General features: G+C 56.1%; 21 protein-coding genes. 18 read left to right on the top strand and 3 right to left on the bottom strand.

What is annotated here, in order from left to right; genetic code table 11:
* The first annotated feature begins 14 nt into the window (after positions 1-14).
* On the top strand, positions 15-782 hold the full coding sequence (locus NTX17_03510; GenBank protein MCX5800436.1) for a WecB/TagA/CpsF family glycosyltransferase: 768 nt from the start codon (positions 15-17) through the stop codon (positions 780-782).
* An 88-nt stretch (positions 783-870) separates the two neighbouring features.
* Here NTX17_03510 and NTX17_03515 read toward each other — a convergent pair whose 3' ends face one another.
* The 3 genes from NTX17_03515 to NTX17_03525 all read right to left on the bottom strand — a co-directional run bounded on the left by NTX17_03515 (position 871) and on the right by NTX17_03525 (position 3,642).
* Positions 871-1,752 carry a hypothetical protein gene (locus NTX17_03515; GenBank protein MCX5800437.1) on the bottom strand — a complete coding sequence of 294 codons (882 nt, stop codon included), beginning with the start codon at positions 1,750-1,752 and terminating at the stop codon, positions 871-873.
* A 133-nt stretch (positions 1,753-1,885) separates the two neighbouring features.
* Complete coding sequence (locus NTX17_03520) at positions 1,886-2,782, bottom strand: DUF3108 domain-containing protein (GenBank protein MCX5800438.1); 897 nt, start codon at positions 2,780-2,782, stop codon at positions 1,886-1,888.
* On the bottom strand, positions 2,779-3,642 hold the full coding sequence (locus NTX17_03525) for a polysaccharide deacetylase family protein (GenBank protein ID MCX5800439.1): 864 nt from the start codon (positions 3,640-3,642) through the stop codon (positions 2,779-2,781). The genes NTX17_03520 and NTX17_03525 overlap by 4 nt, the downstream gene beginning before the upstream one ends.
* A 204-nt stretch (positions 3,643-3,846) precedes the next feature.
* Here NTX17_03525 and NTX17_03530 point away from each other — a divergent pair, with 204 nt between their 5' ends.
* From NTX17_03530 to NTX17_03610, 17 genes are all read left to right on the top strand, one after another.
* A complete protein-coding gene (locus NTX17_03530; GenBank protein MCX5800440.1) occupies positions 3,847-3,969 on the top strand; it encodes a hypothetical protein in 123 nt (40 codons plus the stop codon).
* A 345-nt stretch (positions 3,970-4,314) separates the two neighbouring features.
* Positions 4,315-5,019: a sugar transferase gene (locus tag NTX17_03535; protein ID MCX5800441.1), complete on the top strand. Its 705-nt coding sequence runs from the start codon at positions 4,315-4,317 to the stop codon at positions 5,017-5,019.
* 217 nt (positions 5,020-5,236) lie between these two features.
* Positions 5,237-6,010: a sugar transferase gene (locus NTX17_03540; GenBank protein ID MCX5800442.1), complete on the top strand. Its 774-nt coding sequence runs from the start codon at positions 5,237-5,239 to the stop codon at positions 6,008-6,010.
* Positions 6,011-6,287: 277 nt separating this feature from the next.
* Positions 6,288-7,094 (top strand): polysaccharide export protein, encoded by an 807-nt coding sequence (locus tag NTX17_03545; GenBank protein MCX5800443.1) that lies wholly within the window; start codon positions 6,288-6,290, stop codon positions 7,092-7,094.
* Between the two features lie 67 nt (positions 7,095-7,161).
* Complete coding sequence (locus tag NTX17_03550; GenBank protein ID MCX5800444.1) at positions 7,162-8,556, top strand: hypothetical protein; 1,395 nt, start codon at positions 7,162-7,164, stop codon at positions 8,554-8,556.
* Positions 8,553-9,413: an AAA family ATPase gene (locus NTX17_03555; protein MCX5800445.1), complete on the top strand. Its 861-nt coding sequence runs from the start codon at positions 8,553-8,555 to the stop codon at positions 9,411-9,413. Before NTX17_03550 ends, NTX17_03555 begins: the two co-directional genes overlap by 4 nt.
* A gap of 80 nt (positions 9,414-9,493) precedes the next feature.
* A complete protein-coding gene (locus NTX17_03560; protein ID MCX5800446.1) occupies positions 9,494-10,240 on the top strand; it encodes a CpsD/CapB family tyrosine-protein kinase in 747 nt (248 codons plus the stop codon).
* Between the two features lie 54 nt (positions 10,241-10,294).
* Complete coding sequence (locus NTX17_03565; GenBank protein MCX5800447.1) at positions 10,295-11,455, top strand: hypothetical protein; 1,161 nt, start codon at positions 10,295-10,297, stop codon at positions 11,453-11,455.
* A complete protein-coding gene (locus NTX17_03570) occupies positions 11,452-12,735 on the top strand; it encodes an alkaline phosphatase family protein (GenBank protein ID MCX5800448.1) in 1,284 nt (427 codons plus the stop codon). Before NTX17_03565 ends, NTX17_03570 begins: the two co-directional genes overlap by 4 nt.
* Positions 12,736-12,833: 98 nt before the next feature.
* Positions 12,834-14,369 carry a flippase gene (locus NTX17_03575; GenBank protein ID MCX5800449.1) on the top strand — a complete coding sequence of 512 codons (1,536 nt, stop codon included), beginning with the start codon at positions 12,834-12,836 and terminating at the stop codon, positions 14,367-14,369.
* A 33-nt stretch (positions 14,370-14,402) separates the two neighbouring features.
* Entirely contained in the window at positions 14,403-15,392 is a 990-nt protein-coding gene (locus tag NTX17_03580; protein ID MCX5800450.1) for an NAD(P)-dependent oxidoreductase, read from the top strand.
* Between the two features lie 8 nt (positions 15,393-15,400).
* Positions 15,401-16,600: a DegT/DnrJ/EryC1/StrS aminotransferase family protein gene (locus NTX17_03585; protein ID MCX5800451.1), complete on the top strand. Its 1,200-nt coding sequence runs from the start codon at positions 15,401-15,403 to the stop codon at positions 16,598-16,600.
* Positions 16,601-16,623: 23 nt separating this feature from the next.
* On the top strand, positions 16,624-17,148 hold the full coding sequence (locus tag NTX17_03590) for a GNAT family protein (GenBank protein MCX5800452.1): 525 nt from the start codon (positions 16,624-16,626) through the stop codon (positions 17,146-17,148).
* Positions 17,149-17,157: 9 nt separating this feature from the next.
* On the top strand, positions 17,158-18,342 hold the full coding sequence (locus tag NTX17_03595; GenBank protein MCX5800453.1) for an ATP-grasp domain-containing protein: 1,185 nt from the start codon (positions 17,158-17,160) through the stop codon (positions 18,340-18,342).
* Positions 18,339-19,067, top strand: coding sequence for a glycosyltransferase family 2 protein (locus NTX17_03600; protein ID MCX5800454.1), 729 nt, complete (start codon positions 18,339-18,341; stop codon positions 19,065-19,067). Before NTX17_03595 ends, NTX17_03600 begins: the two co-directional genes overlap by 4 nt.
* Entirely contained in the window at positions 19,064-19,501 is a 438-nt protein-coding gene (locus tag NTX17_03605) for a DUF2304 domain-containing protein (GenBank protein MCX5800455.1), read from the top strand. Before NTX17_03600 ends, NTX17_03605 begins: the two co-directional genes overlap by 4 nt.
* Complete coding sequence (locus tag NTX17_03610) at positions 19,498-19,863, top strand: EamA family transporter (GenBank protein ID MCX5800456.1); 366 nt, start codon at positions 19,498-19,500, stop codon at positions 19,861-19,863. The genes NTX17_03605 and NTX17_03610 overlap by 4 nt, the downstream gene beginning before the upstream one ends.
* Positions 19,864-19,865: the final 2 nt, after the last annotated feature.

Genomic DNA, 19,865 nt, shown 5'->3' on the forward strand with positions numbered 1-19,865 from the left:
CCAAGGATTTGTACGTGAAAGAGACCGTTACCCTGCTCGGAGTGACCGTTCACAACGTGACTTCTGCTCACGCAGTCAGGGCAATCGACGGCTTTGTCTCCTCCAGAACGCCCCACAAGATAATAGTGGCAAACGCCGCGAAGCTGGTGAAGGCCCAGAAGGATTCTGAGCTCCTCCAGGCATTGCATACTTCCAATCTCGTGACAGCTGACGGGATATCGATTGTTCTCGGGGCGAGGATATTCGGAGTGAAGTTGTTGGAGAGAGTCACGGGTTCCGAGCATCTGGTGCCGCTCTCGTGCGAGCTTGCTGCAAGAAAGGGCTACTCGGTATTCTTTCTGGGCGCGAGTCCCGGGATTGCCGAAAAAGCCTCCCTGATTCTGAAGCGGCAATTTCCTGCCCTCAGAATCGCGGGCACTTACTCGCCCGCGTACAACATACTGCGCGATCAAACCGAGACGGAGAGGTCGATTCGGCTTGTCAACGACGCTTCGCCCGACATACTCTTCGTGGCTCTCGGTACCCCGAAGCAAGAGAAATGGATTTCCAGAAACCTGGAGAAACTCGGCGTGCCCGTGACCATAGGTGTGGGCGCCACGCTTGACTTCATCGCGGGAGCCGTGGCGCGGCCTCCGGCGTGGGTGCACAGAGTAGGTTTTGCCTGGCTGTACAGGCTCGTTCACGATCCGAAGCGTCTCTGGAGAAGAAATCTCGAAGGAGTCGTCTTCCTGTGGCTTGTGTTGAGGGAGAGATTTCTGGGGAGAGCGGAGTCGCGCGAGTAGGCCGACGGACGCTCGCGGCGTCTTCTCCGGAGCTTCGTGATTCGAGGCGTGCGCTTCTCGAAGTGTGGAGAGGCTTGGCCTTCGGCGTTCAAGCGCCAGAGAGTCTGTGTAGAATGGACGCCGTCAGAAGCGGGATCATTATCTCGTGATGGCCGGTGAGCTTTATCCCCACAGAGTCCCTTCCTATCCTCGTGGGTCTTTCCACGATATTCCTCAGCGGCCTGTAGTGTTGAATCATGTCGATGTTGGCGGCAGTGAAGGGCCAGAATCTTGTTCCCCTGTTCCTCACGCTTGCAATTGCCTTGAGGAAAACCTCGGGGAGTATCACGGCCGAACCGACGTTAACAACGACACCGCCTCTCAGGTGCTCGATGAGCGAAACAAAAAGCCTGAAGTCCCGCATGCTGGTTTCGCCGATGGCCTTGCCTGACGCTTCAGGGTGTTGGTGAATCACGTCAGTCCCGATTGCGACGTGGACCGTGAGAGGTATACCCTTCTCGTAACAGCTCCCCACCAGACTCTTCTCGATAAAGGGAGCCTTTGCCTCATGCAGTGCGCTTCCCAGCGCGCGACCCATGCCTTCGGCTCTCTCGAACCCCGCCGCCACGGCCTTGTTCATGAAGTGCGCGGTCTCGGCCGTCATCCCGAACACGCCCTCTTGGAGGGCGTCCTCCACTTCCTCGGAGGTTTTCCCCCACATGGCGATCTCGACGTCGTGGATCGCAGCCGACCCGGTCATGGCTAGAGCCGTCACGACATTCTCTTCGATGAGTTGTATGATGAGCGGCGACACTCCGGTCTTTATGACGTGCCCGCCGATCATGAATATGACGGGCCGCCTGTGTTTTCTCGCACTTACTATGGCCTCGACGAGTTTCTTGAAGTCTCTTCCGGCGAGTATGTCGGGAAAGATCTTGTGAATTTCGCCGCAGCTCAAGGAAGGAGAGAAGCCGGGCGAAAAGCTATCCACCGTAACCTTGCTTTTCCGGAGCGAGATGGAAACCTGCGACCCGGGCCGTCCGCGTCCGGCACGTGTGTGCGCGCCTGCCCGCCCGGCACTCTGCACTCGCTTCGGGCGTGACGAGGAAGCTCGAGCGCGCAATTTACTCCTTCGAGTATCTCGCATACTTTCCTCCGGCATTTTCGAGATGCATACCAGTGAGAATCGCAGAAATGGAGCCCACCGCAACCTTGCTCTTCATGAGCACGGGAATCTTGTATTCGTCGTCCGTGAGCCAAATAGTGAGACGTCCTTTCTGACGAAACAGACCGCTGGACTTCAAGATTGGCTCCACTACGACGCAGTCAAACTTGCCGATCGGCGTATCCACTGTCTCCTTGCGATAGACCATGACCTCGAGCGGGTAATTCTTCTTGTCCGAGTGACAAGGGACTTGAACACTGTCTCCGACGCCGAGGTTGAGAGTTCTGACGTAGAAGAAGGCCGACAGGATGTCCTGCGCGCAGGCAAGAAACTCCATCTCAGTTCCGTCCGAATACGTCGCGATCCGCCTTGCATGGTCAAAATTCACGGTAAACGCCGTCCGATAGTTGCCCTCGGATATATTCTTGGAGAAGCGCCTGGTGACGAAACTCTCTTTGTCGAGATAGGAGTCGATTCTGTCTCTCACCCTGTAGAACATGGAAAAAAGGCCGCTTGATTCTGCCTTGGAAACGAGATGGTAACACCGTCGTCCCTCGATCTCTTCGACGCTCTCCACCTGCATGAGCGCATCGCCGGCCTTTATGACGCCGTACTGTATCGAGAACTGAAACCATTCTCCGGCGTCAAAAGGCGTGCGAGCCGGTCGTACGTGACAGGAGTCGGTCGAGTCCAAAGAGACTGCGTTGCGCGGCCTTGCCTGGCCGAGAATCGCGTCCTCGGCCTCCGTCGCTGGCGCGAGTGTCCACGCGAGCGCCATCAGCAACGCGGCCGAGACGCTCACAAGAGATATGTTCTTTCTTCTGCCGGCCCAGACAGTCCCGCAGAGATTTCTCATTGTTCCTCCAAAGGCCCAGGAGCGGAGTCTCTTCGAGTGCCCCTAAGTAATCCTTTTGCCACGGGTGTTCCCCTCGCGCACCAGTTGATGGCGCGAGCCTTCAGTCCCTCGAGCTTCGCCGTCGGCCCTCCCTCGAGCTTTCTTCTGAGAGAGCCGACTGTGTCGATCCTGTAAATGGCAGTTCGTTCCATACTATAGAGTGGATCGACATTCTCTCCACGTTTCTTGAAGAGTGTAAACGCGGCCTCGTACCCACAATCTCTGGCCGCTCTTGCTACCGAAGCATTATAAATGCCAAAAGGATACGAAAGATAGGGTACTTTCTGCGCAAGTCTGCGTTGTATTGTGACGCGCGAATTCTCCAGCTCCTCCCTCAGCTCGCCGTCGCTGAGACGCGTGAGGTCCCTGTGAGTAACGGTGTGTGAATAGAACTTTGTCCCGTACGACGCGGCGGTTTCGATGTCGCTCCAGGCAAGATGCTCGAATTTTCTCCAGCCAACGTTCACGTCCCAGAGATTCTTCTTACCAACGAAGGCAGTGACGATGAAGACCGAGGCAGGAACTGAGTAGTCCCTCAGCAGCGGGAGAGCAAAGTCCTTCAAGGCGAGGTATCCGTCGTCGAAAGTAATCGCGACCGCCCTGGCGTGACCGGCGGAAGCGTCCGCTTCCGGAAGTAATTCCTCCAACGTACAAAAACGGTACTGGCTCTCCTTCAAGAACCTGACGTGACTTTCGAACTGTGAAGGCGTCACCCATGTTCCTCCCAATTCGAACCTAGTGTCAACTTTGTGATAGAGCAGAATCGGAGGATTGTGTCGCAACATGACCCTTGTCCGTTCCTCCAAATGCCGAGTTGCCACGCCCTAATCCTTCTCCCCGCGCACCGTTCTCAGGGCGTCCTTGGATGGAACTTTGTTCTTGAAAGCGATTGAACCTTGTGCAAGCATACGCTTTGAAGTCGGACTTACTCTAGCACAGCGCCTCAAGATCCACAACGAGATACGGGGGAATGAGACGAGCGGAATACTGTTTCCGCGTGACCCCCGATGGCCTCGGAGCGACGGATGCAAAACGGGACATCTTCCTGGAAGGCAGTGGCGGCCGTTCTTATTCCTGTTATCGTCTCGTCCATTCTTGTTGCAGCCATGCTCCTCGTGGTAGGTGGCCAGAGTTTATCGCTCTACTGACCCCCGGGAAAGGCCGACGCCTTTGAGAGTTGGAGCCCGTGGCTACTCGCGAACAGAGGCGCGGAACGCGTCCACTACCAGAAAAGCGTTGACTTTTGCGGTGGAGCGTGTTATAGTATCTACGGTTAAGGCTGTGTGCTTCTTGTCGGGCGAGTCGTGGCTGCCCTGTTTCTTTTGGGTAGCTTGTTGTTGCCACCAACCAGTGGTATAGGCCCACAGCCAAGCCGGGGGTTGATCAAGGAAGGGTCACGGTCAGTTCTGTGGACCGCAGGCTGCCGTGTTTTCCACTCGCCGGCCGCCAGCGCATCATGCTTGTGGTTACGTAGACTTGGCTAGGTGGGTAAATTGGTAGAGCGTTCGGAAGCGACTAGGCGCGTGATCGACGTAGTCGTCTCGTCGGTCTGCTTGGTGTTCTTTTCTGTGCTCTTCCTGTTCATCGCTCTCGCCACCAGGGTCGGAACGCGCGGTTCGGTTCTCTTCAGGCAAAAGAGAGTAGGAATAGGAGAGAGGCCCTTCACCATATATAAGTTCCGGAGTATGCCGGAACCGTGTGAGGTGTTTCTCGACCAGCGAAGACCAGTAGAAAAGGAAGTGTCCAGGGTAGGGAGATTTCTAAGGGGGCCGGGGCTCGACGAGCTTCCTCAGTTTGTCAATGTGCTCAAAGGGGAAATGAGCCTCGTTGGCCCGCGTCCTTTGATACCGGAGGAGCTCTACTGCCAGGGAGACCTCTACTACCTTGTGCGTAATCGCTGCCGCGTCAGGCCCGGGTTGACGGGTCTGTGGCAGATAACGAACAGAGAAAAGGGTGCCGTCCCCCCATTCTTGAGAGAGATGCTTGCCTGCGATGCTTTCTATATAGAGAATCGCAGCATATGGCTGGACTTGAGAATCTTGTTCGTGACGGTTCTTTACGTGGGAGGTTGCCTCTTCAAGAATGTGACACCTTCCAGGAACGGCAAGGGGCACGTGACTCTCGTGCCTTCCAAGGAGATCGCAAGGGTGTCCGAACCTCAGTCATATACTGAGGCCAGAACGTCCAAAATTGTGTAGTGTCTTTGCGTTACGGAGGTGATGCGCCGCTCAAGCTTGCTAAGGGCGATTTCTGAAAACTGAATAAGGATCTCCCTGTTGGGAGGTTGACCTTTCGGTATTTCGTCCTTTGCTTCTTGAGCGCCGGTGTCAGATTCTTTTTGCTCAAGTCTGATTGACGGCACAGGCCGGTTTTGCTTTGAGAAGCGGGACCGGCTCTTTTGTTTGGGGTTGACACATGAGAGAAGTGCTATTCCGTTCGTCGTTTGAGCCTACAGGCAGAGCGCAAGGGCGTTCCGAGGTCTCGCGCACTGGGCCCTACGCCGGGCCATCCGGAAATCCTGCGTCCGGGATGATTGTCCGGGGAGAGACCGCGGCACGTGCCTTGTGGATCATCACGGATGATACTTTCTACCTGCGCCACTTTAAGAGAGTGCTTGACCTTGTTCTTTCGCTAATAGGCATGATCTTGGGAATCCCCCTGGCTTGTCTCATTGCGCTGGCGATAAAGCTAGACTCGCCCGGTCCTGTCCTGTTCAAACAGGTGAGAGTAGGCCAGGGGGGAACCCTCTTCGTCTTCTACAAATTCCGTTCGATGTTCGTCGGGGCGGAAGGAATAAAGAAGGAATTTCTTCACCTGAACGAGATGGACGGGCCAGTGTTCAAGCTCTTCGACGACCCACGAATTACGCGAGTAGGTCGCTTCCTGCGTAAGAGCAGTCTTGATGAGCTTCCTCAGCTCATCAACGTCTTGAGAGGGGACATGTCACTTGTCGGACCAAGGCCGCCTGTCCCAGAAGAGGTGAGGCTCTATGAGCCGTGGCAGATGCGCAGGCTGGCCGTGAAACCAGGTATGACGTGTCTCTGGCAGGTCAGCGGCAGAAGCATCATAGGTTTTGACGAGTGGATGAGACTTGACACCCAGTATATTCGTAACCGGTCCTTTCTCTTAGACTTACGGATTCTTCTCAGGACCATTCCGGCCGTCCTTTCCGGCACCGGAGCCTACTAGGCTTGGCACGTGTCTTGCTGCTGGAGGTCAAGGGGTAAGAGGCTCTTGGGGTTATCGCTTGTTTGACACCCCGATTTGCCTCTGTTATTTTAACGACTGACTTCGGCGCTGGTGCTTCGGTTCGTCTGACGATCGCTGCAAGGAGTGGAAACACGTGAAGCTGTCTCTGGTTGGTAGAAGAGCTCCCTCCTCTAAAGTGCGTGGCAGACCTCGCCGTGGCGAGGCTGGTTGTCTTCTCGGGGCCATGAAAGCCTGGGGTCCGCGGAGAAGTCGACGCATGTGCTGCGTGACAAGCTACTTGCCGCTCTTGGCGATGTTCGTTTCACTCGCGGTTGGAGGTTGTGCGACAACTGAGAAGGCGCCTTCAAACATGGAGAGTGGCATCATAAGGCTCGAGAAACTCACGCAGCCGGAGGAGGCAGGTGTATGGGAAGCAGGAAAGGACCGGGTAGGTTGGGAGGCGGATTCTTACAAGCTCCAGTCGGGCGATGAGGTGGAAATCCGTGTTCTTTACAACAATGACCTGTCGACGGTGACGCGCGTCCTGCCTGACGGCACGATTTCGGCCCCGATAGTGGGCCAGATTGGCGCTACCGGCAAGACTCCCAGTGAGGTCGCCGCAGCAATCGCCGAGGGGTTGAGCCAGTACATAGTCGAGCCCAAAGTATCTCTCTTGGTGAGAAAACTCGCCGGCAACTACGTCTTCGTTATGGGAGAGGTCAAGTCGCAGGGCGCCTACGAGGTTCTTGGGCCCTTGACCGTCACGCAAGCCATAGCGAGGGCGGGGGGTGGGACCAACGCAGCCAAGCTGAATAGCGTCCTCGTCATCAGGAGGACGTCTCCTGACACGGTTGTAGGTATGAGAGTCAACGTTGATTGGCTTCTCAAGAATAGAGTCTCCTCAAAGGACAGGACAGTGCGTGCCTACGACATCATCTATGTACCCTCCACCTTTATTGGAAAGGTCGACGTCTTCCTTGAGCAGTTCTTCACTAAGACCTCGTCTCCGTGGCTCTGGTATATCTGGGCGCGCTACGCGATTGACTGGAAAGCAACCAGTAACCTGGAGACTCCAACACGATGATATAGAGAGGCGCGATGTGCGGGCAGGACGAGGCGTGATGAACTGAGCGAGAGTCAAGCGAGGAAAAGTGGCAGAGCGCGAGACAGAAAGGTACGAAGCTACGCTGAGGGATTACCTCGGCATCATGTTCCGGCAGAAGTGGGTAATCCTCACTGTTCTTGCTATTCCGACCATCGTTGTTCTCGTCCAAACACTCGGATCGAGGACGTTGTACAAGTCCACATCAACGGTGCTGTTGAGGAGAGGGCAGAAAGAGAGTGCGATCGTCCCTTACGTGACCGTGCTTCCCTGGGAAGAGCAGGTTAGTTCGGAGGAGCAAACTGCGACCAGTGCGGTTGTCATAGCAGAGGCCCAGGGTATACTCGACGGATGGCAGACCCAGGTGCCTGAAAAGGAGCGCATTAGGATAAGGGCTGCGTCTGCTGAGGCAGGAATCGTAGGGGAGTCGAACGTTCTGGCCATCTCATATGTGGACTACAAGCCCGAAGTCGCAAGAACGGTGACCCAGGCCCTGACCGACGCGTACGTGAAGTACAGGCGGGAGACGGGTCTTGCTCCTGGCCTTCTGGGTTTCTTCGACACGCGAATCGAAGAGGTGAAGACCAGACTTGACGAATTGCGCAAAGAGCGAGAAGTGTTCATGCAGGAACACGGCGTAAACGATCTTGATTGGAAGACCAAGACGCTGCTTGACATGTGGAACAACTTGTCTTCGCAGGTCAGCGACGCCGTTTCTGCGCGAGTTGTCCAGGAAGCCAAGATCGCTCAGATGAGGAAGCTCTTGAGCAATCCTGACGTGGAGATGCCCATTTTTGACGACGAGGCTCTTGGCGGCCAGTCCGTCATACCTACGCTTCGCGGCACCAGAGCAAGTATCAGGCAGGAACTGGAGAAAGTGCAGGCGAATTATACGGACAAGGACCAACGTGTTATTGCGCTCAGGAGACAACTTGCCGAAGTGGAAGACCAGTTGAGCAAAGAGGTGAAGCAGGCGATAGTGATCGCCGAAGCCAGACTGGGCCCACTCGTGGCCAATGAGAATCAGCTCAAGCAGGGTGTGGCCAGAGTGGAGGCGCAGTTGGTGGGATATCCCGAGCAAGACGCCGTGCTTGGCGATCTCGATACAAGGATAAGAATACTTGAGAAGGACTACGAATCCCTGACGAGTAAGAAGACCGAAGCCATGGTTTCCAAGGAGAGCTCTCCCGAGTGGGATGTCATCCTGCTTTCTTCACCTTCCCATGCCGTGGCGCTCAGGACAAAGGACTACGTGAGACTTTCTCTGGGGCCTCTGCTGGGCCTCTTGGTAGGAATAGGCTTGGCGTTCTTGTTTGACAGTCTTGATCATTCGGTGAAGACAAAGAGCGAGGCCGAGACTCTTATCGGCGTCCCTGTCGTTGCGTCAATTGTTGACTTGAAAGGCTGGGACAGGACGCTGCAAGAGTTGGAGAGCAAGAAGTGACGTACGAGGATTTCTACGGACTCAAAGAAAATCCCTTCGGCGTGACACCGGATCCCAGGTTCTTTTTCTCGAGCAAGGGCCATCAGGACGCGCTTGCCTATCTTCGATACACCCTTGGGGAACATAAGGGCTTTGCGGCGGTGACTGGAGAGGTTGGAGTGGGGAAGACGATGGTGGTCAAAACATTCGTTGAGTCGCTCAATGGCGGCGTAGACCTGGCGGTCGTGTTGAACCCGAAGCTTTCGTTCAAACAGCTTCTCTCCATCGTCGTGAAGGAACTCGGCTGCACGGTCAAAGGAAAGAGCAAGGCAGAGCTTCTAATGGATCTCGGGCAATTTCTTGTCGAAGCCAGACGCCGAGGCAGAAGCGTGATTCTCATCATAGATGAAGCTCAGAATGTTCCCGTCGCCTCTCTCGAGGAAATACGCATGCTGTCGAACCTGGAGTCCGACGACAGAAAACTCCTCCAGATAGCGCTCGTGGGGCAGCCCGAGCTTGAGGAGCTTCTGCAGTTGAGGTGCCTGAGGCAGCTCAGGCAGAGGATTCCGGGTGTGTGCACGATCACGCCTTTGTCCCGAGGCGACGTCGAAGAGTATGTGACAACGCGCATGGCCAAAGCCGGTTCAGACGGGTCGCTCAAGTTTACCGGCGACGCCCTTGACGAGATCTATAGGTACTCAGGTGGAACGCCGAGGCTGATAAACTTTGTCTGTGACAGAGCTCTCCTACTCGGCTTTGTTGAGGAAGCACGGCTCATCGACAATAGACTTGTGCTCACCGCCGTCAAGGACTTGGATGGCGGCTTGGGGAAGGAGCAGGCGACGGAGGGGCGCGTGATCTCTCAGCAGTGTGACTGAAACTCGATCAAATGGGGTGCCTATCCTGACACGGCCGACACAAGATGTCGGCATCGAAATGCAAACCGGGAGGGGCTTAGGTGAGCAAGATCTCAGAAGCGCTTGACAAGGCTGACAGAGAACGAAGACGAGGTGAGGAGTCAGGGGGTCTTGTTGCGGAAGAGTCCGAGTTGGGCCCATCGCTTTCGGGCGACATACCACGCTCGGTGTGGCGCGAGCTCGGCATCATGAGGAATCTTGTGGAGTCGCAGCTTCCTTCTCGCAAGTCTCGCTCGCTGCTCTTGACGAGCGCTACTCCAGAGGAGGGTGTGTCCACAATAACCGCGAATTTCGCCAAGGCGCTCGCCGACGATCCTCTGCTAAACATACTCGTCACGGATGCAAATCCGGGGGACGCCACCCAGCATGAGCTGTTCGGACTGGAGAACAGAGCCGGTTTCGTGGAGTACGCCAGAGGGGACGCAAGACTGGAGGACGTGATCCAGACCACGACTCGCAGGAATCTTTGTGTCATAACGAGCGGGATGACCACGGCTGGAATGTTTCAGTTGGCGGGGACCGAGGGAGTGGCTGCTTTTGTAGAGAGCCTTCGATCTCGTTTTCAATACCTCTTTCTTGACGCACCGCCAGTCCTATCGTACCCGGAGACGTCTGTTCTCGGTAGTCATGTGGACGGCGTGCTTCTTGTGGTGCGTGCACTCAGCACCCGACGAGAAGCCGTTGCGCGCGCCCGAGACACGCTCATGAAGTCCGGCTGTAACGTAGTCGGCGTCGTCCTCAACAGGTACAAGTACTCCATCCCAGAATTCATCTATAGAAGAGTCTGATGTGCTCGAGCCTCTCATTCTTGAGCAAGGAGGGCCCTCCAGGTCGTTTCTTTGATGGAAGAGCTAGTCTACGAAGGTTCGACAGATGACGAAGAGAGACTCCGGGGGGTCCTGGAGAGGGCAGCAAGATACATAGTGGAGAGGGTTGGCAAGAAGGGCCTGGAAGCCATAGTATTGGCGGGTGGTTTTGGTAGGGGGGAGGGGACTCTGCATAGAGACGACGGTGCGCCGGGCCTTCCGTTCAACGACCTTGACCTGCTTCTCGTCGGAACGAGACGAGGCATAGCGTCGGGCGTGCTGCGACATCTCAAGAGTTCTCTGGCGCAGCTTCTTGGCGTGGATTTTCTGGACATAGGCTACATGTGCTCTTCTCAGTTTCGTGAGGCTCGACCTACCATCTTTCTCTATGACCTCAAGTACGGGAGCAAGATTCTCTGGGGTTCACCCGACGTCCTTGAGCAGGTCCCGTCGTTCGCCAGCTCCGATTTGCCTTTGACCGAGGCCACGCGACTCTTTCTGAACAGAGGAATTGGTCTGCTTTACGTTCTTCTCTCGATTGAGCGCGGCGAGACCGGTTCCGTCTCCAGGAAAAACGCTGCCGTCGCGTGGAGCAAGGTCGTACTTGCCGCGGGCGATGCAATCTTGCTCGAAAGAAAGCTCTACCACTGGTCGTACGTTGAGAGGATGAAGCGAATCGATGAGATGTCCGGAAGTTCTGTCGCCGATGGGGATTTTCTCCAAAAACATAAGAGCGCCACTCTGTTCAAACTCACGGCAGATTTCGGAGTCTTGCCCACGCAGGACCCCGCTCGGCTTTGCGTGGAGGCGAGATTCTTGCACGAGAAGTACTTCAGGTGGGTCGAGCAAAATAGAACGTTCGCGAACCTCACGGACTGGACAGCGTACCCGTCTGTTCTGCTCAGGGTGGGGCTTAGGCCTCTGCGAGGGAGGCTCAAGGACTCTCTGACGGAGCTGAGGAGTGCCCTGGGCCACGTTGACAGGCTGGGTCGCTTCGCCAGGCTTCCCCTGTGGGGCGAGGAACGAAGACTCGCGCTCCTTCCTTTGGTCCTGTATGCGATTCAGGAATCCGTGAGCCCGCCAAGGGAGAACGGCTATCTTGAAGCAGCGTGCATGATCGAATTCGGGCGCAGGAGAGTCGAGGCTCAAGACTGGAATCTGTTGGCGAGCGCGCTTGTCGGGGAATCTCATCCATGAACAACAAGAGAAGCGTCAGGAGCAAGCGTGGATACGGGAGAATCTCCATTTTTGTGCTTGTGGACGCACTCGGATGGCAGTTTGCCCAGGCGCACGCCTTTCTCTCAGACATGTTGCCCTTCAGGTATCCCGTGGAGACAGTCCTCGGCTTCAGCTCGGCAGCGATCCCCACGATCCTGAGCGGAGAGATGCCGGAAGTGCACGGCAACTGGTGTCTGTTCAAGAAGGCGAAGTTCTCCTCTTGTTTCAAGTGGACTCTTCCCATGCTCGTCTTGCCCGCGCTGTTGAGAGAGAATCATCGTACCCGCAGCCTCGTGTCTGCGTTGACCCGCGCGATGTACGGAATCTCAGGCTACTTCTGTCTGTACGAAGTCCCCGTCTCGATGCTCCATCGTCTTGACTACGTCGAAAGGAAAAACCTGTGGGCCCCCGGCGCACTGTCAGGGTGTCCGAACATTTTCGATAGACTCACGTCGTGTTCTGTTCCCTACTACTCCAGCGGATGGAATCGCTCCGACGAGCATAGGACGGAGGCTTCGTCCGGCGCTCTCTCGGACGGGCCACTTCGGTGCTGTTTCTTGTACTTGAGCGAGCTGGATGCCGCCCTACATCGCTTCGGCCTGGAATCCAGACAGACCAAGGAGGCGCTTGCGGCTGCGGGCGTAAGAATCAGAAGGCTCGTTGCGAGGGCCGAAAGACTCTATTCGTGCGTTGAACTCTTTGTCTTCTCTGACCACGGCATGACACCCGTCACGGAATGTCATGACCTACAGTCGGTGATGACTTGTTCCGGGCTCGACGGCTCCCGCCATCAGGCATTTTTCGATGCGACGATGGCGCGCTTCTGGCCCAAGGACACTGAGGCGAAGGCACAGATCGAGAAGGTGCTCGCCCCGCTCCAATTCGGCAGAATCCTGTCCGACGCGGACAGGACAGAGCTGGGTCTGAGATTTAGAACCAACGAGTATGGGGAGATCATCTTCGTCATGAATCCGGGCCATCTGATCGTGCCGAGCCACGTGGGAAGCAAGGCTCTCGAGGCGATGCATGGCTTTCATCCTTCGGACGAGTACAGCCGTGCTTGCTTTCTCTCTTCGAAGGAGCTCGATGTCCCTCCGCATCACGTGCGCGATCTGTTCTCGTTTTTTGTGAGGCAGCTCGATCTCGATGTCACGAAAACTGTCGGGGCGACGGGACCGCGCCGGTCTGGGATCAAGGAAGGCGATCGTGAGGACACTGCGGGATTCGAGTCTGAACAATCCAGTGCGCCCCAATTCTAGGTTGACGAACAAAATACAGGGAGAAGCGTGAGAGACTGGGACGATCAGGGCGAGCCGACGGCCGATGGACAGGCCGCGGTGCCACATCGGAAGGGGTTGTGACCGGAGACGACGCGAGACGAAACTTCACTGCACGCAAGGTCTCCGTGGCGATGGGCTGGAGTGTCGGCGCAAGGGTGACACGGCTTGCCATAGGTGTGGCCACTTCGATCATCGTAGTGAGGGGTCTTGGAAGGTATGACTATGGTGTTCTGAGCATCGTAAGAACGATTCTGACCTTTTTGGCCTTCGTCTGCGGATTGGGATTGGGTCAGGCTCTTCTGAGATTCATGCCCGAGCTGAGGATCAAGCGTGACGTCGAGGGAATGAGAGGGCTTTTTGCTTTCGTGCTCGTCGTACAGGTAATAGCCTGGGCAGTATTTCTTGCCATCTTCACCTTTGGGGCGGGCAGCATTGAAGTTCTGTACCGGACACCCGGTCTGGCTTTCATTCTCAAAGTCGGAGTGGCCCTCATTCTGATCGATCTTGTGGGTCTTCTGCTTTCGCAGATGCTGACTTCTTTCTACGACGTGAAACTCCTCAGCGTGTACACGACCATCTCGCTTCTCGTCACACTTGGCCTGACCGTAGTGTTTCTGAAGATGGGCTATGGGGTCTTGGGTGTTCTGGTGGCGGCAGCCGTCTCGGGGGCCATGCTTGCGGTGGCTCTGTTTGATCGCTGCGCTCTTCATGTCCCCCTGAGTCTCAGACCCTCCCTGTCCGACGCGAGGAGAGTACTTAGGTACTCTATGCCTTTTGCCGTGATATCTCTGCTCAACCTCATAACGTGGAGACAGTCGGAGACGCTGTTCCTGGGCTACTTCAGGACTCCCGTCGAGGCGGGACTCTTTGATCTCGGCTACAGGATTCCACAACAGATGCTCGAGCTGGTGCCTGGAGCCGTGTGGCCGTTGCTCCTGGCCACGTTTTCGGAAGTCTATTCGAGGAGGAGAGAATCTCTCGGGGACGCCATCAGCGGCTACTACAAGCTTCTCTTTGTCTTGGTGGCACCGATCTCCATTTTTGGCGCGGCGATTTCGGGACCAGCTGTTAGAATACTCTTCGGTTCGGAAATGGCCAGCTCTGGAACGCTGGCTCAGATGTTCTTCTTGATTTTCTCGGTCTCGTTCTTTTCAACTCCACTGAGCATGGCACTGTACGTGAGGGAGCTCACCTGGTTGAATCTCGTCATATACATCTGCAATGCTACCGTGAACGTGGGATTGGATTTTGTACTGATACCCAGATACGGGTTGTACGGCGCGGTGGTGCCGGTGGGATTGGTAGTATTGGCCTCGCCTTTTGTCTATTACTACACGCTCAGACGAGTGGGCTTCAGCTATTCGATACCTTGGGGTTTCATCGGGAGATGCTACCTGGCCTCTTTGCCCTTGCTGAGTTTCTTTGTCTTTGCGAGGCGGATTAGCTCGGTCGGCAGTCTGATCGCGATATGCGTACTGGGAATCCTGGTTTTCTGGGGATCGGCCAGGTTGGTGCGCATTTTCAGGAATGAAGAAAAGATCCTTCTCGAGGGGCTCGGTCCCCCCATCAGGTCGCTCGTTCTGGGCGTGTTCGGTTGGAAAGGTCAACGTTAAGAGTGCCGATCCATATTGACTGAGGTGGTAAACATGGAAAAAGGAAGAGTCCTTGTCACGGGAGGGGCCGGCTACGTCGGCTCCCACTTGGTACGCAAGCTGCTCTCAAGGGGCTACGCAGTCAGGGCTTTGGACAGCCTGCTCTTCGGAGACGCTTCCGTCAGCGAACTCCACTCGAACCCCGACTTCGAGCTCGTGAAAGGAGACATCAGGCACATCGAGGACGTCGCCGAGTCGATGGAAGGCTGCTACGCGGTCGTTCATCTGGCAGGACTTGTGGGAGACCCGGCCTGCGAATTGAAGCCGGAACTCACGCATGCGATCAACTACGAGGCCACGAAATTGATGGTGGAGATCACGAAATACAAAGGGCTCAAGAGGTTCATATTCGCCTCTACGTGCAGCGTTTATGGGGCCGCAGAAGACTACGTCTTGAACGAAGGCTCCGTAGTCAATCCCGTGTCTCTATATGCGGAAACGAACCTCAGGTCCGAGCAGATAATACTCAGAGGCTTCGACGGGACCGACGTGGTTTGTTCAATCATGAGATTGGCGACGGTCTACGGCGCGTCCTACAGGATGAGGTTCGATCTCGTCGTGAACATCCTCTCGGCAAAGGCCGTGAAGGAAGGGAAGATCAAGATATACGGCGGCAAGCAATGGAGACCCAACGTACATGTCGAAGATGTGGCGGAGGCTTGCGTCATGCTGCTGGAGTCGCCCCCTTCACGGGTGGACAAAGAGACCTTCAACATCGGCAGCAACGAACAGAACTACAGGATCGCCGAACTCGGAGACATCGTCAGACAGTGTATCCCCGGCATCGGCGTCGATACCCTCGACGAAAGTCCTGACCCGCGCAGTTACCATGTCTCTTTTGACAAGGCGCGTCACGTGTTAGGTTACAGGGTAGGACGCACCGTGAAGTCCGGAGTGCTGGAGATTCAGAAGATGTTCTCGGATGGGCTGGTAAAGAATTACCTTGACGACGTGTACTACAACGTCAGGTACCGCTACAAGTGAGGAGGCCGATGAAATCTTCACTCGCATCCCTGGGGGGACGACCTGTACGTGAAAAGTTCTTGCCCTTCGCGCTTCCCCTTCTGGGCGAAGAAGAAAAACAGGAAGTCCTCAAGGTGCTCGACTCAGGATGGATCACCACGGGTCCCCGAACCTTCGAGTTCGAAAAGAGGATCGCCGCATACGTGGGGGCTTCCCACGCAATAGCGCTCAGCTCATGCACGGCGGCGCTCCACGTCTCGCTGGCCGCTCTCGGCATCAAAGAGGGTGACGAAGTCATTACGTCGACCCTCACGTTCTGTTCTACCGCGAACGTCGTATTGCATCTGAGAGCGAAACCCGTGCTCGTTGACGTCGAACGTGAGACTCTGACGATGGATCCGTCCCAGCTCGAAGGAAAGATCACACGTAAGACAAAGGCCATCGTGCCCGTCCACTACGCGGGCCATCCGTGCAGGATGGACGAAATAGCGGCCATTGCCCGGGCCAAGGGGATTCCGATTGTGGAGGACGCCGCTCACGCTCTTGGCGCCAAGTACAGGGACAAGAAGATAGGCACGTTGAGCGAGGTCTCCTGCTTCAGTTTCTATGCGATCAAGAACATAACGACCGCCGAGGGGGGCGCCGTGACTCTGGAGGACGAGGAATTGGCAAACAAGATTCGTCTCTACAGCCTTCACGGAATGAGCAAGGACGCGTGGAAGAGATACAGTTCCACGGGCTCGTGGTACTACGAGGTCTTGTACCCGGGTTTCAAGTACAATCTCACCGACATTCAATCTGCCCTCGGTCTCTGCCAGCTTGAGAAGATCGAAGCCTTTCTGGCCAAGAGGCACGAGCTCGCCTCGCTCTACGACGAGGCATTCTCCGACGTGGACGAGGTAAGTACTCTCTCCGTTCGGCGTGAAGCTACTCATGCGAGGCATCTCTATCCAGTGCTTCTCAATCTTGGCAGGCTTGGCATAGACAGAGCGAGATTCATTGAGGAATTGAGAGCGGAGAACATAGGAACTACCGTGAATTTCGTGCCCGTGCACATGCACCCTTACTATCGTGACACTTTCGGCTACAAGAGCGGCGACTTTCCGGTCGCAGAAGATGCCTACGCGCGGCTTATCTCCCTGCCGCTTTATCCTCGGATGACCGTGCGGGACGCTCAGGACGTGGTCGAAGCCGTGAAGAAGATCGCCCTCTATTACAGGAAGGGCTGACCGCGACGGAGGAGAAGAGAAGAATGAAGGCAAATCGAGTCTCCCTGCGTGCCCTGGGAGCAGAGGATCTGGAGAGAACGCTCCAGTGGGTGAATGATCCGGAAGTGACCAGATTCACTGGTACCGTGTTCCCTGTCTCCGGGAGTGAGCACCAATTCTGGTATCAGGAGCTTCTGAAGGACCACACAAGACGAATGTTCGCTATCATGACGTCGGACGGCAAGCACATCGGGAATATCGGCGTGAAGAACATCGACTGGGTCGCGAGAAACGCCGAAGTCTTGGTCTACATCGGCGAGGCAGACTTCAGAGGGAAAGGATACGGAACCGAGGCAATTGCGGCCCTGAGCGATTTCGCCTTCCGGAGGCTCAACCTGCACAAGCTCTACGCCAGGGTCTTTTCCTACAATGAACGCGCCGCGAAGAGCTTCGAGCAATGCGGTTTTCAAGGTGAGGGGCTCTTGCGGGAGCACGTCTTCAGGGACGGTCGCTATCATGAGGTTGTCATCCTGGGTCTCTTGAGAAAGGAACAGGAGTCTGGTTCCTGATCTTGCCAAATGATGTCGGGGAAAGTGCTCGTCATAGGGGCAGGCTTCCTACAGGCCTTTGTGATCAGACGAGCCTGCGAAATGGGGCTCACCGTCGTAGCCGTTGACAGAGATCCCAGGGCTCTCGGCTTCGAGTGGGCCCACAAGCGGGTGGTCGTGGACATAAAGGACCAGGGGAGCTGTCTCGAGGTCGCTGAAAGCGAGAGCGTTGACGCCGTCCTGTCGGTCTGCACCGATCTTGCGGTGAAGACGGTGGCTTTTGTTGCGGGCTCTCTCGGTCTTCCGGGGCTTCCCGCCGAAGCAGCGCGAACGTGTACAAACAAGGCGCTGATGAGAGAAACACTCGCGCGTGCGCACGTGGGGCGTGTCGCTTTCGGGAAGGCGAGCTCTCCGGAGGAGGCGGTCCGGGCTGCTTCTTCGATTGGTTTTCCCTGCATCCTCAAACCGGTGGATTCGGTGGGGAGCAGGGGAGTCACAAAAATAGATAACGTCTCGCTGGTTGTGGCAGGTTTTGAGGCCGCGGCTCGAGCGTCCGCTTGCGGAGACGTCATCGTAGAGGAATTCATAGACGGTCCGGAGATTAGCGTGGAGGCCGTCACGCGGGGAGGAGAAACTACGATTGCCGCCGTGACTGACAAGATTACGAGCGGCCCGCCGCATTTCGTTGAACTGGGGCACACCCAGCCGTCCGTGTTTTCGGACGAACGGGCAGTGAGAGAGACCGTTCAGGACTGTGTGCGTGCGCTCGGAGTGGACTGGTCAGCCAGCCACACCGAGCTAAGACTTACGGAAGAAGGCCCGCGAGTCATGGAGGTGGGTGCGAGGCTCGGAGGTGACAGGATCACTTCGGACCTCGTGCCTCTTTCTACCGGAATAGACCTCATGGAGGCGGTGATCCTGACTTCCTTCGGCCGTGCGCCGCAAATGACACCGCGGTACAGGAAGGGTTCGGCCATACGTTATTTGCGTGTGCCCCCCGGTAGGATAACAGCGATACGGGGAGTCGAGTCCGCCCGTTCGGTGGCGGGCGTGACGGACGTACACATGGACATGTCAATCGGGGACACCGTTCCTCGACTCAGGAGTAGCCTCGATAGAGTCGGGCACGTCGTGGCACAGGGTCCTAGCGCATCTGAGGCAGCCAGCGCGGCCGAAGAGGCCGTGGCCAGGATAGAAGTAGAGGTGAGACAGTGACAAGAGGTTCACGTATTCTCGTGGTGATTCCGGCTTACAATGAGGTCTCAAACGTGGGCAAGGTCGTGGAAGAGGTGAAGAGAGAGGCTCCCTCTGTCGACGTCTTGGTGGTAGACGACGGATCCATCGATGCTACGGCCGACGCGGCTCTCAAAGCCGGAGCCATCGTTGTCAAGCTGCCCTTCAACCTCGGAATGTTCGAGGCGGTGAGGACGGGTTTTGTCTACGCGGACAGGAAGGGCTACGACATCGCAATCCAGGTCGACGCCGACGGGCAACACGTTCCCCGTGAGATAGGAGCGCTGGTAGATCCAGTCGTCAGAGAGGGTTTTGATGTCGTAGTGGGCTCCAGATATCTTGAGAGTCGCGGATACAGAACACCTTTCTTTCGCAAGTGCGGCATCAGTCTGTTCGCATGGCTCACGTCGGTGGTGTTGGGACAGAAAATCACAGATACAACATGCGGTTTCAGGTCCTACGGCACGCGCGCAATAAGGATGTTTGCCAGGTACGACTCGGCCGAGTTCAAAGACTCCGTGGGGCTTGTGATTCTTGGAAGGGCAGGGCTGAAGATAAAGGAAATCCCGGTGACAGTGCGTGAAAGGATTGGAGGCAGGTCGACGATCTCGACCATCAAGGCGCTCATCTATCCCTTCGACTTCGTCCTTTCGCTCGTGGCCGTACTTGTGAGAACGAGACTTACCGTTCCTGGAGGTGAAGCATGATAACTCCCAGAGTAGAGCGCTTCGCTATTGTGATTAGTATAGTGCTCATACTCATCGTGCTGGACATGGTGAGAAGACGAAGGCTGAGAGAAAGGTATTCGCTCGTCTGGCTCTTTGCAGTTGTGGCAATGACGACACTCGTGGTGTGGGAGAAGCTCTTGGTCTCGATCACTTCCATGATCGGAGCCACGGATCCTTCTTCCACTCTGTTTCTTTTCGGAATCCTATTTGCACTCGTGATCCTTCTTCATCTTTCAAACAAGGTCTCGGATTTCTCAACGCAGCTCAGGATACTGGCCAAGGAAATGGCCGTGCTGAACGCCCAACTCTCGGAGGTTCGCCCTGCGCATTCAACTCGTGAGGAGGGGGCGCGAGACAAGAACCTGGGCCGTGAGTCGGAAGGAAGCAGAGTAATCGAGGAGGGCCGGTTATGAAAACCGCCGTCTACGTATTCGTGTGCGTGACCATGCTTGTGGCCGGGCAACTTCTGGTCAAGCATGGACTCACTCTGAAGGGTGGGTTTCAGCTTTCTCTCTCTTGCTTCTGGCCCGAGTTCACCAAGCTCATCACGTCCGGCTACATATGGCTGGGAGCGTTCGTGACCATGAGCAGCGGGCTACTCTGGATGGACGTGCTTTCGAAGAGAGAGCTCAGCTTCGTCTATCCCTTGATAAGCCTGACGTACGTGTTTTCTCTCGCCGCATCGACCCTCATCTTCAGAGAACATGTTTCTCCGCTCCGCTGGTTGGGAGTGGTCGTCATTTGTCTGGGTGTATACATGGTTTCGAGGAGTTGAGA

The sequence above is a fragment of the Candidatus Eisenbacteria bacterium genome (genome assembly GCA_026388185.1).
Classification (GTDB): domain Bacteria; phylum Eisenbacteria; class RBG-16-71-46; order JAFGJU01; family JAFGJU01; genus JAPLKG01.